The organism is Enterobacter sp. KBR-315C3_2022, from assembly GCF_041399425.1.
Lineage (GTDB): Bacteria > Pseudomonadota > Gammaproteobacteria > Enterobacterales > Enterobacteriaceae > Enterobacter.
In genome coordinates, this window is sequence record NZ_JBGKEB010000004.1 from 105087 (window position 1) to 121636 (window position 16550).

Below are 16550 nucleotides of genomic sequence, written 5' to 3' on the forward strand. Positions count from 1 at the left end.
GGGCATTTTTTTAGGCTTTTAGCGCCTGCTCGACCTCAAAGCGGTTCGTCACCTTGCTGTCGATTTTGACGTAAACGCTCCTCTCCTCCGGCACCACCAGCACCTCGCTCACGCCGTCTTTCTCTTCCAGACGCTGCTTAAGACTATCACCAATCTCAACGTCATCAGGAATTTCCACGCGCAGGCTGCTGACGTACGGCGGCTCTTTCATGGTGCTGGAGACCAGCAGCCAGACCATGGCCAGCAGCGCACCGGCTAAAAACACGGTTTGCGAATCAAATAGCCCGTCCACCCAGCCGCCGAGCGAACCGCCGATGGCCACGCCGAGAAACTGGCTGGTGGAGTAAATGCCCATCGCGGTGCCTTTATAGCCCGCCGGAGACTCTTTGCTGATAAGCGACGGTAGCAGGGCTTCCATCAGGTTAAACGCCAGGAAGAAAATCTGGACGCCGATAACCAGCTCCCAGAAGTGCGGGCCGGAACCCCACAGCACGATTTCCGCTATCACCAGCAGCGCCACGCAGGTCACGAAGACGCGCTTCATCCTGCGCTTCACTTCGGCGTAGATGATAAACGGCACCACGGAGACGAACGAAATCAGCATCGTCACCAGGTAAATTTTCCAGTGTTCAGCCGCAGGGAAACCGGCTGCCGCCAGCTGGCCCGGCAGGGCAACAAACGTCGACATCAGCAAAATATGCAGGCACATGATGCCGAAGTTAAGTTTGAGCAGGCGCGGCTCAGCGATGACTTTGCTAAAGCAGCCTTTCACCATGCCGGATTCACGGTTAAGCACGTGATTTTTGCTGTCCGGCACCACCCACAGCGTCAGGGCGATGCCGGCGGTTGCCAGCGCGGCAATCATCCAGAACAGGGCGTGCAGGCCCAGCTTGTGGGTGATGATCGGGCCGAGCACCATCGCAATCGCAAAGGTCACGCCGAAGCTGACGCCGATAAAGGCCATCGCCTTGGTGCGGTTCTGCTCGCGGGTGAGGTCTGACAGCAGCGCCATGACGGCGGCGGCAATCGCGCCGGAGCCCTGAAGCGCGCGGCCAAGAATGATTCCCCAGATGGAGTGGGAGAGGGCGGCGATCACGCTGCCGAGCACAAAGATAAGCAGTCCACCGACGATCAGAGGCTTGCGGCCGACGCGGTCGGAAAGCAGGCCGAAGGGGATCTGGAAAACGGCCTGCGCTAAGCCGTAGATGCCAATCGCCAGGCCAATCAACGCTTCGCTGGCTCCCTGCAGCGCCATGCCGTACGTGGTCAGAACAGGCAGGACCATAAACATGCCAAGCATCCGCAGCGAGAAAACAGTCCCTAAGCCCCAGGTCGCGCGTAGCTCGCCCGGCGTCATTTTATAATCGTTCATTACCACCTCAATTCAAGAGCAGGCCATAGTGTAGTGCGGGGAAGGGGCGGGGTAAATAAAGGGTTATTTAACAAATATTACATGCGCAACCAATAAATTCAGTGAATAAAAAAGGGTGCCGAAGCACCCTTTTAATCACTTAACGTGGCTTACCAGACGTAAGTCAGCAGGCTATGTGAATCCGGCACCATAAAGTCGACGGACATCATCACGCTCAGGGCGGTAATGGCGATGATAGAGAAGCCGAACAGCTTGCGCGCCCAGACCTTGTCATCTTCCACTTTGTAACCGCGCAGCGCCATGCCGAGCCACCAGACGCTTACCGCAGCCGCGACGATGAGATATTTATATCCCGCGTAGCCGCCCAGAGAAAGCATCAGCGTTGCCACGGCAAAGGCGATGATGTACAGCGTGATGTGGTTCTTGGCGACCGAAATGCCCTTCACGACCGGCAGAACCGGAATGTTCGCAGCCTGATAATCCTTGAAGCGGAAAATCGCGATGGCGTACGAGTGCGGCATCTGCCACAGGCTAAAGATAGCCAGCAGGATCAGCGCACCGCTGTCGAACTCGTTCGTGACGGCGCAGTAGCCAATCACCGGCGGCGCAGCGCCGGAGAGAGAGCCAATCAGCGTGCCGTATACGGAGTGGCGCTTCATATACAGGCTGTAAACGCCCACATACACCACGAACCCCATCACGGCCAGCCAGCAGGCCAGCGGGTTAGCCCCGAACCACAGCAGCATAAAGCCAGCAATACCCAGCAAGGTGGCGTACACCAGCGAGACGGAAGGGGCGATCAGGCCTTTCACCAGCACCCGATTTTTAGTCCTTTCCATCTTCTTGTCGATATCCATGTCGATGTAGTTGTTAAATACACAACCGGACGCAACAACCAGTGACACCCCAACCAGCGTGCATGCGAAGAGGGTGTAATCAATGCTGCCCTTCGAGGCCAGCAGGAACCCTCCGATCACGGAGATCAGGTTGCCAAAGATGATGCCTGGTTTCGTTACTTGCAGGTATTGCTTAAACATACTCGCCGCTCTTAGTGAACCATCATGTTGTAGTTAAGGTTCCACATAATCCAGATGGAACCGACTACCAGGATAGCGATGATAATCACGGTAAAGATAAAGGCCGTCATATTCCAGCCTTCATCGGACTTGGTGTTCATGTGCAGGAAGCAAACCAGATGCACCAGAATCTGAATCACCGCGGTGACCAGGATGGCACCCAGAATCACCGGCTTAGACGCAGAACCGCTCATCACCATCCAGAACGGGATCACCGTCAGGATGATCGACAGGATAAAGCCTGTCATGTAGGTTTTTACGCTACCGTGGGAAGCGCCATGATCGTTTGAATGACTCATTACATCGCCCCCATCAGATAAACAACTGAGAACACACAGATCCATACCACGTCCAGGAAGTGCCAGAACAGGCTCAGGCACATGATACGGGTACGGTTAGTGCTGGTCAGGCCGCGACGGGATACCTGGAACATCAGTACCGCCATCCAGATCAGGCCCGAGGTTACGTGCAGACCGTGAGTACCGACCAGCGCGAAGAAGGCAGACAGGAAGCCACTGCGATCCGGACCCATGCCTTCAGCAATCAGGTGATGGAATTCATAGAGTTCCATCCCGATAAAGCCAGCACCAAACAGCCAGGTCAACGCCAGCCAGGAGACAACCTGGCTCTTGTTGTTCTTGTACATGGCGATCGCCGCCATGCCGTAGGTGATGGAGCTGAATAACAGCAGTGCGGTTTCTACCAGCACGAACGGCAGTTCAAAGATGTCCTTGCCGGTCGGGCCGCCCGCCGTGCCGTTCACCAGAACGGCATAGGTGGCAAACAGACAGCAGAACAGAATGCAGTCGCTCATCAGGTAGATCCAGAAACCGAAGACTTTCGTCGGTCCCGTATCGTGGTGCGCATGTTCATGCGCGTGGGCAGTCGAGTGCGCCAGAGTATCAGTTGCCATTTTTCAGCCCCGCTTTAGAAATCTCATCGAAATGCTGGTTTTCCAGTTTTTCGACTTCACGGACTGGTACGTAGTAGTCCACGTCCTCGTCAAAGCTCTTCACGATCCAGCTGATTACGATGCCGGCAAAGCCAACAATCGCCAGCCACCAGATGTGCCAGATCATTGCGAAACCAAATACCGTTGCGAAGGCGGCAATCACAATGCCCGCACCGCTGTTTTTCGGCATGTGGATCTCTTCGTAATGCTCAGGTTGCTTGTACGCTTCGCCTTTCTCTTTCATTTCCCAGAATGCGTCACGCTCATGAATGTGCGGCACAACGGCAAAGTTATAGAACGGAGGAGGGGAGGAGGTTGCCCACTCCAGCGTACGGCCGCCCCATGGGTCACCGGTCAGGTCACGGTTCTGATCGCGGTCGCGAATAGACACGTAGTACTGAATCAGCTGGCACAGGATACCGCAGGCAATCAGCGCCGCGCCGCCCGCTGCAATCATCAGCATTGGGTGGAACTGCGGGTCAATCTGCTGGCTGAGGCGACGGGTCATACCCATGAAGCCCAGCACGTACAGCGGCATAAACGCCACGAAGAAGCCGATGATCCAGAACCAGAACGCGCGTTTGCCCCATTTCTCGTTCAGCGTGAAGCCAAACGCTTTAGGCCACCAGTAGGTTACGCCAGCGAAGCAGCCGAAGACGACGCCGCCGATGATAACGTTGTGGAAGTGCGCAATCAGGAACAGGCTGTTGTGCAGAACGAAGTCAGCGCCCGGAACCGCCAGCAGTACGCCGGTCATTCCACCTACGGAGAAGGTGACGATGAAGCCGATGGTCCACAGCATTGCTGAGTGGAACACGATACGGCCCTGATACATGGTGAACAGCCAGTTGAAGATCTTCACCCCGGTCGGGATGGCGATAATCATGGTGGTGATACCGAAGAAGGCGTTTACGTTCGCGCCCGCACCCATGGTGAAGAAGTGGTGCAGCCAAACGATGAACGACAGTACGGTAATACACACGGTTGCCCACACCAGCGAGGTGTAACCAAACAGGCGCTTACGCGAGAAGGTCGCCGCAATTTCGGAGAACACACCGAACACAGGCAGAACCAGAATGTACACTTCCGGGTGACCCCAGGCCCAAATCAGGTTGATGTACATCATCATGTTGCCACCCATATCATTCGTGAAGAAATGGGTGCCCAGATACCGATCCAGGGTCAGCAGCGCGATGGTGACGGTCAGAATTGGGAACGACGCGATAATCAGGACGTTGGCGCACAGAGATGCCCAGGTGAATACCGGCATCTTGAACATCGTCATGCCTGGGGCACGCATCTTGAGAATGGTCACGAAGAAGTTAATACCGGTCAGAGTAGTACCGATACCGGAGAGCTGAAGCGCCCAAATCCAGTAGTCGACGCCCACGCCCGGACTGTACTCAATTCCCGAAAGCGGCGGATAGGCCAGCCAGCCGGTCTGAGCAAATTCACCCACGCCCAGAGACAGGTTAACCAGGATAACGCCGACAACCGTGAACCAGAAGCTCAGGTTGTTCAGGAACGGGAACGCAACGTCGCGCGCGCCGATTTGCAGCGGCACAACCACGTTCATCAGGCCGATAACCAGCGGCATCGCCACGAAGAAGATCATGATAACGCCGTGGGCGGTAAAGATCTGATCGTAGTGGTGCGGCGGCAGGAAGCCAGCTTCACCCGCAGACGCAAGCGCCTGCTGGCTACGCATCATGATCGCATCCGCAAAGCCACGAATTAACATGACGATACCGACGATGCAGTACATGATGCCGAGTTTTTTGTGGTCGACGGAGGTCAGCCACTCTTTCCACAGATAGCTCCACTTACCGAAGTAAGTGATCAGGCCAACTAAGGCCGCGCCACCGATGACAATTGCAGCCACCGTAACCATGATAATCGGTTCATGGTAGGGCACTGCATCCAGTGTTAATTTTCCGAACATTTTCTTCCTCGGCCCCTTAGTGAGCGGTTTCCGCGTGGCTCATGTCCATGCCTTCCATACCTTCGTGCGAGCCGTGCTCACCTTCAGGCTGGGTCATGTCCATGCTCATGCCGTGATCCATAAATTTGCCAATAACGTCTTTGAACAAATTCGGTTTCACGTTTGAGAAGTACTCCACCTTGTTGTATTCGCTAGGTGTCGCCACTTTTTCGAACGCCGCCATGTCAGACATGGTGTTGGTAGACTGCTTCGCTTTTTCGACCCACTGGTCAAACGTCGCGCGGTCTGGCGTAGCGATAGCTTTGAACTTCATACCCGAGAAGCCCGGGCCGCTGTAGCTGGCGGAGATACCGTCGTAGGTGCCTGCTTCATTGGCAATCAGATGCAGGTTAGTCTGCATACCGGCCATCGCGTAAATCTGGCTGCCCAGACGCGGAATAAAGAAGGAGTTCATTACGGAGTTAGACGTCACTTTGAACTGAACCGGAGTGTTCGCCGGGAAGGCGATTTCATTCACGGTAGCAATACCCTGCTCTGGGTAGATGAAGAACCATTTCCAGTCCATGGAGACCACTTCAATGGTAATAGGTTTTTCATCGTGAACCAGCGGTTTGCTAGGCTCAAGCGCGTGAGTGGTTTTCCAGGTCAGTACGGCAAGGAACAGGATGATCAGGATAGGCACCGTCCAGACCACAGCTTCAACTTTGTTGGAGTGTGACCAGTTAGGGCTATACTTCGCATCTTTATTGCTCGCACGATACTTCCAGGCGAAACCAACAGCCATCAAAATGGCTGGAATAACCACAATCATCATCAGGCCAAATGCCGTCAGAATCAGTGAACGCTGTTCCAGTCCAATCTGTCCTTTGGGGTCTAGTAGTGCAGAATCGCAGCCACTGAGTAATACAGTGCCCGCGAATAATGACAACCATCCCAAACTTTTATTGTATTTCCCGAGTCTCATTTAACGACCTCAATTCCACGGAGTCTGGTGGCGTTTAAAGTGTGGGGGCATTTTACGGGAAGGTTACATTACTGTAAACATCATTAGGGCTGTGTCAGGAAGGTGTTACTGGGTTCTGCCGCGCATGTCACAAGTGTTGCAAATTATGTCGCTTTTTAAGACAGAAGCCGCATGACATGGGCAATATAACGAAAGGCGTCTTAAGCATACCCTAAAAGGGGCAATTGGTATAACCATTGTTAAAATTATACAAATAATTAACAATTAATTATCAATAAAAGGACATTTGAAAAACGAAAATTTAATCACTCAGGTGCTGAATCGTTTAGTGAAAAATAGAGAATGCGCCGAAGCTCCAATAATTTCCGAAAACTATCCCGCACAAAACAACAAATATATTTTCCGCGAATGCCGGTTATTTCACCGTTATAATTTCACTTCGTGATTACAACGGGAAATAACCTTTCGATTTTCCTTTATGCCACGTGCGATTTACGCAATGACAGGAAATCAAGCATGCCGCCGGTCACAATCCCGGCAACAATCAGCAGAGCTCCCGCATCGAGGAGAAGCGATTCCACCGGAAGCGACAGCGTGGTGGAGGCGTTAATAATGAGCACGATAAGCCAGAGCGCCAGCGCGAGGCAGCCGACCATTAACAGGCGTAAGGCGAACCGATAGGCGCGAGGGTATTCGGTGCGCGGAATAAACTGCTCCGTTCGCTGGGTATATTCCAGCGTCTGGCGACAGACCAGCAGGAGTAAAATCCCCGGCACGGCCGCCGCCACCGAGAAGAGGTAAAACGTCGGCCAGCCGTGCGCTTCCACAAACCAGCCCGCAATCGGGCCGACGTAGACGCGTCCGACGGCAGAAAGGGCCGAAAGCAGGGCAAACTGCGTGGCTGAAAACGACTTATTGCAGAGCGTCATCAGCAGCGCGACGAAGGCCGCCGTGCCCATGCCGCCGCACAGGTTTTCAAAGAAGACCGCCGTAGCCATGCTGATCATATGCTTATCGGTAATCGACAGCAGCCAGTAACCCGCGTTTGATACCCCCTGAAGGATGCCAAAGATCAGCAGCGCGCGGAACAGGGTAAGGCGCTGCATCAGCACGCCGCCGTACAGCGCGCCGATAATCGTGGCAAACAGCCCCAGCGTTTTATTCACCACGCCGACCTCTCCCGCATCAAATCCCACGCCGCGGATCAGGAAGGTGGTGGTCAGGCTCATGGCAAACGCGTCGCCGAGCTTATAAAGGACGATCAGCAGCAGGATCAGCCAGGCGTTGTTGCGCCCGAAGAAGTCTCGAAGCGGCTCCGCAACGGCCTGCTCCAGCGTGCGGGGAACCGGGATAACATCGCTCGGCTCTGGGGCGAAAAGGGTGGCGATAATGCAGGGAATAAGCAGGGCGGCCATCAGCCAGTACATGCCCTGCCAGCCGAGATAGCGATCCGCCAGCCACAGCGCCAGCCCGCCGGATACCAGCATCCCAAGGCGATAGCCCAGCACGCTGATTGCCGCGCCGGCCCCGCGCTCTTCGGCGGGAAGGACGTCCGTTTTCCAGGCGTCAAAAACGATATCCTGCGACGCGGAACAGAAGGCGATAACCACCGCAAGCGCCGCCATCCAGCGCAGCTGGGATGAGGGTTCGAGGAAGCCCATCGCGGCAATCGACAGCAGCAGCAGAACCTGCGTCAACACAAGCCAGCCGCGACGCCGTCCCAGGAATGGAGGCGTGTAGCGGTCCATCACCGGTGACCAGAGGAACTTAAACACGTAGGCCTGGCCCACGAGCGAGAAGAAGCCGATTGTTTTGAGATCGATATTCTCGACGGTCATCCACGCCTGCAGCGTGCCGGAAGTGAGTGCGAGCGGTAAACCGGAGGCGAAGCCAAGGATCAGCAGAATGGCTGATTTGGGCTGCTGAAAAATACGTAAGTAGTTGCTGGACATAGTCTTATAGGACTGACCCGGCGAAGCGCCGGGTCAGACTGCGGGATTAACGCGCGTTTTGCTTGATGAAGTCGTGGATGCTGGTGTCCTGCGCCATGTCGGCGATGGTGTCGGTCAGCACGCTGTTAACGGCGTCAGCAATGTTTTTGTTGGAGGCCTGGAAAGCACCCTCAACGGAGTAGCTGGCGCGGTAGTTTTTGTTCATCTTGTTGCCGTTCTTCGCCGTAGCGATGATGGCGATGTCCGCCTTGGTAGAGATGTTGTAGCGAACGTTACCCTGAGAAACATCAGCGTACAGGTTGTTCACGATAATCTGCAGATCAACCGCGCCGCTTGGGCCAATCATATAGCCGCGGGAGGTCATCTGTTTTTCCAGCACTTCCTGCAGCAGGAAGCGCAGGTCGCGGGACGCGGTCAGGGTAACCTGCTGGTTGTCGCGGGTGACTTTTGCCAGCGCCTGATCCTGACGCTGGTCAGCGCCGTTGATGCTGACGGTGATGCCCATCAGGCTTGGATCCTGCTGCGGCAGGGCAATCTTAGGGGAGACCTCAATAGTGGTTGGCGGAGTGGCGCAACCTGCGAGCATAAAGAGTGCTACCAACGGAAAGAAGAGTTTTTTTAACATTTTCAGGTTCTCAACGAATCGTAAGCATTTACAGAGAAGAATTGCCGCCATCATAACATCGCTAACGGCGAGGGGAAGTGGTCAACGCATGTAAATTCATCGCCTTGTCCGAAAACTAACCGCCCTGGCGTTTTTCTCCGGCCGAATGACATAAAAGGTATGAGCCTTACAGTGAACTTCATCCGTTTGAATGAGAAAATCAGACGAAAGCTAAATATTTGTTGTCGGGATGCAATGAAAACGGTAAAAGCGGCTAACATTTAAAGGGATGGGTGACATCCTGGCGTTGTCGGAGGAGTGATTTCATGATGATACGTGAACAGATAGAAGAAAAATTAAGGGCAGCGTTCAACCCTGTGTTCCTCGAAGTCGTCGACGAAAGCTATCGTCATAACGTACCGGCAGGTTCTGAAAGCCACTTCAAAGTGGTTCTGGTCAGCGATCGCTTCTTGGGAGAACGTTTCCTGAATCGCCATCGTCTGATCTACAGTACCCTGACGGAAGAACTCTCCACAACCGTACATGCGCTGGCATTGCATACCTATACCGTTAAGGAATGGGAAGGGTTGCAGGATACGGTTTTCGCCTCCCCGCCATGCCGGGGTGCAGGCAGCATCGCCTGAAAAATCGGATTTGCAACCGCCGGAGATTTTCCAGTATGTTGCATAAAGATTGTGTCAAAACGGCCTTATGGCCGTTTTGTTTTGTCTGAGTTTTGAACGTATGGTGCGTTTTTAAGGCCAAAAATAGCCTTAATTTGTGAAAAAAGCCGCAGCAACTGACCCCAACCGTTCTCGACTCCCCTTAGTGATGCCGCTATAATGCCGCGTCTTATTGAATGTCTTCGGCATGATTCTGGCGACAGGGAATGTGAATCTGCACTAAGAGAGCATCCCGGAAAACAGACAGATTCAGAGTTGACCGAGCACTGTGATTTTTTTGAGGTAACAAGATGCAAGTTTCAGTTGAAACCACTCAAGGCCTTGGCCGCCGTGTAACGATTACTATCGCTGCTGACAGCATCGAAACTGCTGTGAAAAGCGAGCTGGTCAACGTAGCAAAAAAAGTACGTATTGACGGCTTCCGCAAGGGCAAAGTACCAATGAATGTTGTTGCTCAGCGTTATGGCGCTTCCGTGCGTCAGGATGTGCTGGGTGAACTGATGAGCCGCAATTTTATCGATGCGATCATTAAAGAAAAAATTAATCCAGCCGGCGCGCCGAACTATGTACCAGGCGAATACAAACTGGGCGAAGACTTCACCTACTCCGTAGAGTTCGAAGTGTACCCGGAAGTTGAGCTGAAAGGTCTGGAATCTATCGAAGTTGAAAAACCGATCGTTTCCGTGACTGACGAAGACGTTGACGGCATGCTGGATACCCTGCGCAAGCAGCAGGCGAACTGGAAAGAGAAAGAAGGCGCAGTTGACGCTGAAGATCGCGTGACTATCGATTTCACCGGTTCTGTTGATGGCGAAGAGTTCGAAGGCGGTAAAGCCTCTGACTTCGTGCTGGCAATGGGCCAGGGTCGCATGATCCCAGGCTTCGAAGACGGTATCAAAGGCCACAAGGCTGGCGAAGAGTTCACTATTGACGTGACCTTCCCGGAAGAATACCACGCTGAAAACCTGAAAGGGAAAGCAGCGAAGTTCGTTATCAACCTGAAGAAAGTTGAAGAGCGCGAACTGCCAGAACTGACCGAAGAGTTCATCAAGCGTTTCGGCGTGGAAGATGGTTCCGTTGCCGGTCTGCGCGCTGAAGTGCGTAAAAACATGGAGCGCGAGCTGAACGGCGCCGTGCGTAACCGCGTTAAATCTCAGGCAATCGAAGGCCTGGTGAAAGCGAACGAAATCGACGTTCCTGCTGCCCTGATCGACAGCGAAATCGACGTACTGCGCCGTCAGGCTGCACAGCGTTTCGGTGGCAACCAGCAGCAAGCGATGGAACTGCCACGCGAGCTGTTTGAAGAGCAAGCTAAGCGCCGCGTTGTTGTTGGCCTGCTGCTGGGCGAAGTGATTCGCACCCACGAGCTGAAAGCTGACGAAGAGCGCGTGAAAGGCCTGATCGAAGAGATGGCTTCGGCGTACGAAGATCCGTCAGAAGTTGTTGAGTTCTACGGTAAGAACAAAGAGCTGATGGACAACATGCGCAATGTTGCCCTGGAAGAGCAGGCTGTTGAAGCGGTACTGGCGAAAGCAAAAGTGTCCGAAAAAGCGACCTCCTTCAACGAACTGATGAACCAGCAGGCGTAATTTCGCCACAACGGTTTAAAGTTTGAACAAAAAACCCGTTGCCCCGGCGACGGGTTTTTTTTATCGCAGCAATAGCCCAGGAAGAGTGCTAAAACGGCTTTTCGGTGTTAGCGTAACATCAAAAGATTGTTATGCTTGAAATAGGGCGAAGTGAACCCCATAAGTATGAAATCACGATGAATGAGACTGGCTGATAATCCGTCCATAAGGTTACAATCAGTACAGCAGGTGTTTTCAATTTTGATCCAGGAGACGGAAATGTCATACAGTGGCGAACGAGATAACTTTGCACCCCATATGGCTCTGGTGCCAATGGTTATTGAACAGACCTCACGCGGTGAGCGTTCTTTTGATATCTATTCCCGTCTGCTCAAGGAACGCGTTATCTTTCTGACTGGCCAGGTGGAAGACCACATGGCTAACCTGATCGTGGCGCAGATGCTCTTTCTGGAAGCGGAAAACCCGGAAAAAGACATTTACCTGTACATTAACTCGCCGGGCGGTGTGATTACGGCGGGCATGTCTATTTATGACACCATGCAGTTCATCAAGCCGGATGTGAGCACCATTTGTATGGGCCAGGCCGCATCCATGGGCGCGTTCCTGCTGACCGCAGGTGCGAAGGGCAAGCGTTTCTGCCTGCCAAATTCCCGCGTGATGATTCACCAGCCGCTGGGTGGCTATCAGGGCCAGGCGACGGATATCGAAATCCACGCCCGTGAAATATTGAAAGTAAAATCGCGCATGAATGAACTAATGGCGCAGCATACGGGTCAACCTCTCGAGCAGATCGAGCGCGATACCGAGCGCGATCGCTTCCTCTCTGCTTCCGAGGCAGTTGAGTACGGCTTAGTCGACTCCATTTTGACCCATCGTAATTGATGCCCGCGACGCGAGTGTGCCGCTATACTAAGGTAGGGCGGCATTTTGCTGACTAGCAGCTTGCGTCTGAAAATGGCATTTGCGTCGTCATGTGCGGCACAAAGAACTTAAAAAGAGGTTTTGACTCATGACAGATAAACGCAAAGATGGTTCGGGCAAACTGCTGTACTGCTCTTTTTGCGGCAAAAGCCAGCATGAAGTGCGTAAACTGATTGCCGGGCCGTCCGTGTATATCTGCGACGAATGTGTTGATTTATGTAACGACATCATTCGCGAAGAGATTAAAGAAGTCGCACCGCACCGTGAACGCAGCGCGCTGCCAACGCCGCATGAAATTCGTCATCACCTTGACGACTACGTCATCGGCCAGGAGCAGGCGAAGAAGGTGCTGGCTGTGGCGGTGTATAACCACTACAAGCGTCTGCGCAATGGCGATACCAGCAATGGCGTAGAGCTGGGTAAAAGTAACATTCTGCTGATCGGGCCTACGGGTTCCGGTAAAACGCTGCTGGCGGAAACGCTGGCGCGCCTGCTGGATGTGCCGTTCACCATGGCGGATGCCACGACGCTGACCGAAGCCGGTTATGTGGGTGAAGACGTTGAAAACATTATCCAGAAGCTGCTGCAGAAGTGTGATTACGACGTGCAGAAAGCCCAGCGCGGGATCGTCTACATCGATGAGATTGATAAAATCTCCCGTAAGTCTGACAACCCGTCTATCACCCGTGACGTATCGGGCGAAGGCGTGCAGCAGGCGCTGCTGAAGCTGATCGAAGGCACGGTTGCAGCGGTTCCACCGCAGGGCGGACGTAAGCATCCGCAGCAGGAGTTCCTGCAGGTCGATACCTCCAAGATCCTGTTTATCTGTGGCGGTGCTTTCGCAGGGCTGGATAAAGTGATTTCTCACCGTGTTGAAACCGGCTCCGGCATTGGTTTTGGCGCGACGGTGAAATCCACGTCTGAAAAGCCGAACGAAGGCCAGCTGCTGTCGCAGGTTGAACCGGAAGATTTGATCAAATTTGGTCTGATCCCTGAGTTCATCGGCCGTCTGCCGGTTGTTGCGACGCTGAACGAACTGAGCGAAGACGCGCTGATTCAGATCCTGAAAGAGCCGAAAAACGCGCTGACCAAGCAGTATCAGGCGCTGTTCAATCTTGAAGGTGTGGATCTCGAGTTCCGCGACGAAGCGCTGGATGCGATCGCCAAAAAAGCGATGGCGCGTAAAACCGGTGCTCGTGGCCTGCGTTCTATCGTTGAAGCGGCGCTGCTTGATACCATGTACGACCTTCCTTCTATGGAAGACGTCGAGAAGGTGGTGATCGATGAATCGGTAATTGGCGGTCAAACAAAACCGCTGCTGATTTACGGCAAGCCGGAAGCACAGCAGGCATCTGGCGAATAATTCGCCAAATCATACAAGCAGTTAATCAAAAAGGGGGGATTTTATCTCCCCTTTACTTTTTCCTGATTCATAGCGTTGAATGTGTGGAATACATCCCCATATACTGGATTACATGTTAATGGTTGTGCGAGGCACAGTCGCATGACCAGTTTACCTGGCGGACACTAAACTAAGAGAGAGCTCTATGAATCCTGAGCGTTCTGAACGCATTGAAATCCCCGTATTGCCGTTGCGCGATGTGGTGGTTTATCCGCACATGGTCATACCCTTATTTGTAGGGCGGGAAAAATCTATCCGTTGCCTTGAAGCCGCCATGGATCATGATAAAAAAATCATGTTGGTTGCGCAGAAAGAAGCATCAACGGATGAGCCGGGTGTAAACGATCTTTTCACCGTCGGGACCGTGGCCTCTATTTTGCAGATGTTGAAGCTGCCGGACGGCACCGTGAAGGTGCTGGTCGAAGGCTTGCAGCGTGCGCGTATTACCACCCTGTCTGACAATGGCGAGCACTTCTCTGCAAAAGCAGAGTACCTTGATTCGCCTGAGCTTGACGAGCGCGAGCAGGAAGTGCTGGTTCGCACCGCGATTAGCCAGTTTGAAGGCTATATCAAGCTGAACAAGAAAATCCCACCAGAAGTGCTGACGTCGCTGAACAGCATCGACGATCCCGCACGTCTGGCAGACACCATCGCAGCGCACATGCCGCTCAAGCTCGCGGACAAACAGTCCGTGCTGGAGATGTCCGACGTTAACGAGCGTCTGGAATATCTGATGGCGATGATGGAGTCTGAAATCGATCTGCTGCAGGTTGAGAAGCGCATTCGCAACCGCGTGAAAAAGCAGATGGAAAAATCCCAGCGTGAGTACTATCTGAACGAGCAGATGAAGGCCATTCAGAAAGAGCTCGGCGAGATGGACGACGCGCCGGATGAAAACGAAGCGCTGAAGCGCAAGATCGACGCGGCGAAAATGCCGAAAGAGGCAAAAGAGAAAGCGGAAGCCGAGCTGCAGAAGCTGAAAATGATGTCTCCTATGTCGGCTGAAGCGACCGTCGTGCGCGGCTACATCGAGTGGATGGTTCAGGTTCCGTGGAACGCCCGCAGCAAGGTCAAAAAAGACCTGCGTCAGGCCCAGGAAATCCTCGATACCGACCACTACGGCCTTGAGCGCGTGAAAGACCGCATTCTTGAGTACCTTGCGGTACAAAGCCGTGTGAACAAAATTAAAGGGCCAATCCTGTGTTTGGTTGGGCCTCCAGGGGTGGGTAAAACCTCTCTGGGCCAGTCCATCGCGAAAGCGACCGGACGTAAGTATATCCGTATGGCGCTGGGCGGCGTACGCGATGAAGCGGAAATCCGCGGCCACCGCCGGACCTACATCGGTTCGATGCCGGGTAAACTGATTCAGAAAATGGCTAAAGTGGGCGTGAAAAACCCGCTGTTCCTGCTCGACGAAATCGACAAAATGTCTTCTGACATGCGTGGCGATCCGGCGTCTGCTCTGCTGGAAGTGCTTGATCCAGAACAGAACGTGGCATTCAGCGATCACTACCTGGAAGTGGACTACGATCTGAGCGACGTGATGTTCGTGGCGACGTCTAACTCCATGAATATTCCGGCTCCGCTGCTGGACCGTATGGAAGTGATCCGCCTCTCCGGCTATACCGAAGACGAGAAGCTGAACATCGCCAAGCAGCACCTGCTGCCGAAGCAGATTGAGCGTAACGCGCTCAAGGCCAGCGAGCTGACCGTTGAAGACAGCGCGATTGTGGGCATCATCCGTTACTATACCCGCGAAGCGGGCGTGCGTAGCCTTGAGCGTGAGATCTCCAAACTGTGCCGCAAGGCGGTTAAACAGCTGCTGCTGGATAAGAGCCTGAAGCACATTGTGATCAACGGTGAAAACCTGCATGCCTATCTGGGCGTTCAGCGCTTTGACTATGGCCGCGCGGACAATGAAAACCGCGTGGGTCAGGTTACCGGCCTGGCGTGGACGGAAGTGGGCGGCGATCTGCTGACCATCGAAACCGCCTGCGTACCGGGCAAAGGCAAGCTCACCTACACCGGCTCGCTGGGTGAGGTGATGCAGGAGTCCATCCAGGCGGCGCTGACCGTGGTGCGCGCGCGCGCGGAGAAACTGGGTATCAACCCTGATTTCTACGAAAAACGCGACATCCACGTCCACGTGCCGGAAGGTGCGACGCCGAAGGATGGCCCAAGCGCGGGTATCGCGATGTGTACCGCACTGGTCTCCTGCCTGACGGGTAACCCGGTTCGCGCCGACGTGGCGATGACCGGTGAAATTACCCTGCGCGGTCAGGTTCTGCCCATTGGTGGTTTAAAAGAAAAACTGCTGGCGGCGCATCGCGGCGGCATCAAAACCGTTCTGATCCCGGACGAGAACAAACGCGATCTGGAAGAAATTCCTGACAACGTGATTGCCGATCTGCAGATCCACCCTGTGAAGCGGATTGAAGAAGTTCTGAGTCTCGCGCTGCAGAATGAGCCGTCCGGAATGCAGGTTGTAACCGCAAAATAGTGACCTCGCGCAAAGAGCGTCAATAAAAACAGGGCTGGTAAGTCATTTCGTGCTTGCCAGCCTTTTTTTGTATAGCTAATTTAGATTGCTGATTAGGTCAGCCATCAACAACGGGTGTTGTAAGCTCATGGCAGGCCTGATATAACTGCTGCGCGGTCGCGTTGTGAAGGATTCAGGCGCGATATAAATTATAAAGAGAGGAAGAGAACAGTGAATAAATCTCAACTGATTGACAAAATTGCTGCTGGTGCTGATATTTCTAAAGCTGCAGCTGGACGTGCGTTAGATGCTTTAATTGCTTCTGTTACTGAATCTCTGCAAGCTGGGGATGACGTTGCACTGGTAGGTTTCGGTACTTTTGCTGTTAAAGAGCGCGCTGCCCGTACTGGCCGCAACCCTCAGACCGGTAAAGAGATCACCATTGCTGCCGCTAAAGTACCTGGCTTCCGTGCCGGTAAAGCGCTGAAAGACGCAGTAAACTGATTGCTTTCTCGCTTCAGGGAAGCCGAAAAGTACAAGGGCGCATCATTTGATGTGCCTTTTTTGTTTGTCCAGAGCTGATTTATGCGAGTTTATGCTTGTTGTGGGCTGAC

Annotated in this window: 14 protein-coding genes; 6 read left to right on the forward strand and 8 right to left on the reverse strand. The window is 53.6% G+C overall.

Going from position 1 to position 16550, the window contains the following annotated elements; translation table 11 throughout:
- Nucleotides 1–10: 10 nt before the first annotated feature.
- From AB8804_RS06420 to AB8804_RS06455, 8 genes are all read right to left on the reverse strand, one after another.
- Nucleotides 11–1372, reverse strand: coding sequence for an MFS transporter (locus AB8804_RS06420; RefSeq protein WP_371184309.1), 1362 nt, complete (start codon nt 1370–1372; stop codon nt 11–13).
- A gap of 149 nt (nt 1373–1521) precedes the next feature.
- Entirely contained in the window at nt 1522–2409 is an 888-nt protein-coding gene (gene cyoE, locus AB8804_RS06425; RefSeq protein ID WP_112011250.1) for a heme o synthase, read from the reverse strand.
- Nucleotides 2410–2420: 11 nt separating this feature from the next.
- The gene (locus tag AB8804_RS06430) at nt 2421–2747 is read right to left on the reverse strand and encodes a cytochrome o ubiquinol oxidase subunit IV (protein WP_006176899.1); all 327 of its coding nucleotides are present in this window, start codon (nt 2745–2747) and stop codon (nt 2421–2423) included.
- A complete protein-coding gene (locus AB8804_RS06435; protein ID WP_297119681.1) occupies nt 2747–3361 on the reverse strand; it encodes a cytochrome o ubiquinol oxidase subunit III in 615 nt (204 codons plus the stop codon). The genes AB8804_RS06430 and AB8804_RS06435 overlap by 1 nt, the downstream gene beginning before the upstream one ends.
- Nucleotides 3351–5342, reverse strand: coding sequence for a cytochrome o ubiquinol oxidase subunit I (cyoB, locus tag AB8804_RS06440; RefSeq protein WP_371184316.1), 1992 nt, complete (start codon nt 5340–5342; stop codon nt 3351–3353). The genes AB8804_RS06435 and cyoB overlap by 11 nt, the downstream gene beginning before the upstream one ends.
- 16 nt (nt 5343–5358) lie before the next feature.
- Nucleotides 5359–6306, reverse strand: a complete 948-nt coding sequence (cyoA, locus tag AB8804_RS06445; RefSeq protein ID WP_371184318.1) for a cytochrome o ubiquinol oxidase subunit II — start codon at nt 6304–6306, stop codon at nt 5359–5361.
- Nucleotides 6307–6782: 476 nt separating this feature from the next.
- The gene (gene ampG, locus AB8804_RS06450; protein WP_371184320.1) at nt 6783–8258 is read right to left on the reverse strand and encodes a muropeptide MFS transporter AmpG; all 1476 of its coding nucleotides are present in this window, start codon (nt 8256–8258) and stop codon (nt 6783–6785) included.
- A gap of 46 nt (nt 8259–8304) precedes the next feature.
- A complete protein-coding gene (locus AB8804_RS06455; protein WP_112011376.1) occupies nt 8305–8883 on the reverse strand; it encodes a lipoprotein in 579 nt (192 codons plus the stop codon).
- A gap of 305 nt (nt 8884–9188) precedes the next feature.
- On the opposite strand from AB8804_RS06455, the gene bolA reads away from it, so the two are divergent.
- The 6 genes from bolA to hupB all read left to right on the forward strand — a co-directional run bounded on the left by bolA (nt 9189) and on the right by hupB (nt 16440).
- The gene (gene bolA, locus AB8804_RS06460; protein ID WP_371184323.1) at nt 9189–9506 is read left to right on the forward strand and encodes a transcriptional regulator BolA; all 318 of its coding nucleotides are present in this window, start codon (nt 9189–9191) and stop codon (nt 9504–9506) included.
- A gap of 329 nt (nt 9507–9835) precedes the next feature.
- Entirely contained in the window at nt 9836–11134 is a 1299-nt protein-coding gene (gene tig, locus AB8804_RS06465; RefSeq protein ID WP_371184325.1) for a trigger factor, read from the forward strand.
- A gap of 258 nt (nt 11135–11392) precedes the next feature.
- Nucleotides 11393–12016, forward strand: coding sequence for an ATP-dependent Clp endopeptidase proteolytic subunit ClpP (gene clpP / locus AB8804_RS06470; protein WP_371184327.1), 624 nt, complete (start codon nt 11393–11395; stop codon nt 12014–12016).
- A gap of 127 nt (nt 12017–12143) precedes the next feature.
- The gene (gene clpX, locus AB8804_RS06475; RefSeq protein WP_371184329.1) at nt 12144–13418 is read left to right on the forward strand and encodes an ATP-dependent protease ATP-binding subunit ClpX; all 1275 of its coding nucleotides are present in this window, start codon (nt 12144–12146) and stop codon (nt 13416–13418) included.
- 184 nt (nt 13419–13602) lie between these two features.
- On the forward strand, nt 13603–15957 hold the full coding sequence (lon, locus tag AB8804_RS06480) for an endopeptidase La (protein WP_112011260.1): 2355 nt from the start codon (nt 13603–13605) through the stop codon (nt 15955–15957).
- Nucleotides 15958–16167: 210 nt separating this feature from the next.
- Nucleotides 16168–16440: a nucleoid-associated protein HU-beta gene (gene hupB, locus AB8804_RS06485; RefSeq protein WP_002444653.1), complete on the forward strand. Its 273-nt coding sequence runs from the start codon at nt 16168–16170 to the stop codon at nt 16438–16440.
- The last annotated feature ends 110 nt before the right edge of the window (nt 16441–16550 follow it).

Coding starts and splice junctions, on each gene's coding strand:
- AB8804_RS06420 (WP_371184309.1), bottom strand. CDS start 1,372: ATGAACGATTATAAAATGACGCCGGGCGAGCTACGCGCGACCTGGGGC.
- cyoE (WP_112011250.1), bottom strand. CDS start 2,409: ATGTTTAAGCAATACCTGCAAGTAACGAAACCAGGCATCATCTTTGGC.
- AB8804_RS06430 (WP_006176899.1), bottom strand. CDS start 2,747: ATGAGTCATTCAAACGATCATGGCGCTTCCCACGGTAGCGTAAAAACC.
- AB8804_RS06435 (WP_297119681.1), bottom strand. CDS start 3,361: ATGGCAACTGATACTCTGGCGCACTCGACTGCCCACGCGCATGAACAT.
- cyoB (WP_371184316.1), bottom strand. CDS start 5,342: ATGTTCGGAAAATTAACACTGGATGCAGTGCCCTACCATGAACCGATT.
- cyoA (WP_371184318.1), bottom strand. CDS start 6,306: ATGAGACTCGGGAAATACAATAAAAGTTTGGGATGGTTGTCATTATTC.
- ampG (WP_371184320.1), bottom strand. CDS start 8,258: ATGTCCAGCAACTACTTACGTATTTTTCAGCAGCCCAAATCAGCCATT.
- AB8804_RS06455 (WP_112011376.1), bottom strand. CDS start 8,883: ATGTTAAAAAAACTCTTCTTTCCGTTGGTAGCACTCTTTATGCTCGCA.
- bolA (WP_371184323.1), top strand. CDS start 9,189: ATGATGATACGTGAACAGATAGAAGAAAAATTAAGGGCAGCGTTCAAC.
- tig (WP_371184325.1), top strand. CDS start 9,836: ATGCAAGTTTCAGTTGAAACCACTCAAGGCCTTGGCCGCCGTGTAACG.
- clpP (WP_371184327.1), top strand. CDS start 11,393: ATGTCATACAGTGGCGAACGAGATAACTTTGCACCCCATATGGCTCTG.
- clpX (WP_371184329.1), top strand. CDS start 12,144: ATGACAGATAAACGCAAAGATGGTTCGGGCAAACTGCTGTACTGCTCT.
- lon (WP_112011260.1), top strand. CDS start 13,603: ATGAATCCTGAGCGTTCTGAACGCATTGAAATCCCCGTATTGCCGTTG.